Source organism: Mesorhizobium sp. WSM4817 (assembly GCF_055811135.1).
On record NZ_JBVVQQ010000113.1, the window covers coordinates 1 to 741 of the forward strand.

Annotated in this window: 1 protein-coding gene; it reads right to left on the minus strand. The window is 61.9% G+C overall.

Annotated features, from left to right (window positions below):
* Positions 1 to 734: YggS family pyridoxal phosphate-dependent enzyme (locus AC0L2K_RS34950; RefSeq protein ID WP_473514113.1), on the minus strand; the 734-nt coding region annotated here is incomplete at its 3' end.
* Positions 735 to 741 lie beyond the last annotated feature (7 nt).

The following is a 741-nucleotide window of genomic DNA, read 5'->3' on the forward strand; positions in this document are numbered from 1 at the left end:
TTGCCGAAGATGGCCTGACCGACGCGCACGACAGTGGCGCCTTCCTCGATGGCTTCCTCGAAGTCTCCGGTCATACCCATGGAGAGCCCGGTCAGCGCGGCGTTGTGCTTCACGGCTTTGTCCCGCAGCCGGCGCAGCAGAATGAAGCAAGGCCGCACCTTGGCCATGTCGGAGGAAAACAGCGCAAGTGTCATCAACCCGCATGGCCGGAGACGGGGAAGCTGATCGAGGGTCTCCACGAAGGGCAGCAGTGCGTTCGGATGGAGGCCGAACTTGCTGTCCTCGCCAGACGTGTTGACCTGCACATAGACGTCGAGGAAGCGATCTTCGCGGTCCAGCCTCGTGTTCAGTAGGTCGGCGAGCCGCAGGCTGTCGAGCGCATGAAACTCACGCGCGAAGCGGGTCAGATATTTGGCCTTGTTGGTCTGCAGATGTCCGACGATGCTCCAGTCGATGGCGAGATCGTGAAGCGCCTCGCTCTTTGTCATTGCCTCCTGGATCTTGTTCTCGCCGAAGGTGCTGATGCCGACGTCGAACGCATATCGCAGGATATGGGCCGGCACCGTCTTGGTGATCGGCAGCAACCGCACGGAGGCACGGTCGCGCCCGGCCCGTGCGCAAGCAAGCGTGATGCGCTCTTCAACCGACGCCAGATTGGTGCGGAAGCTGGTAAGGGGATCAGGCCCGAAGCGTTCGACGTCCTCGGGCGAAAGCGGCGGATTGTTCGTGCCCATTGTGATC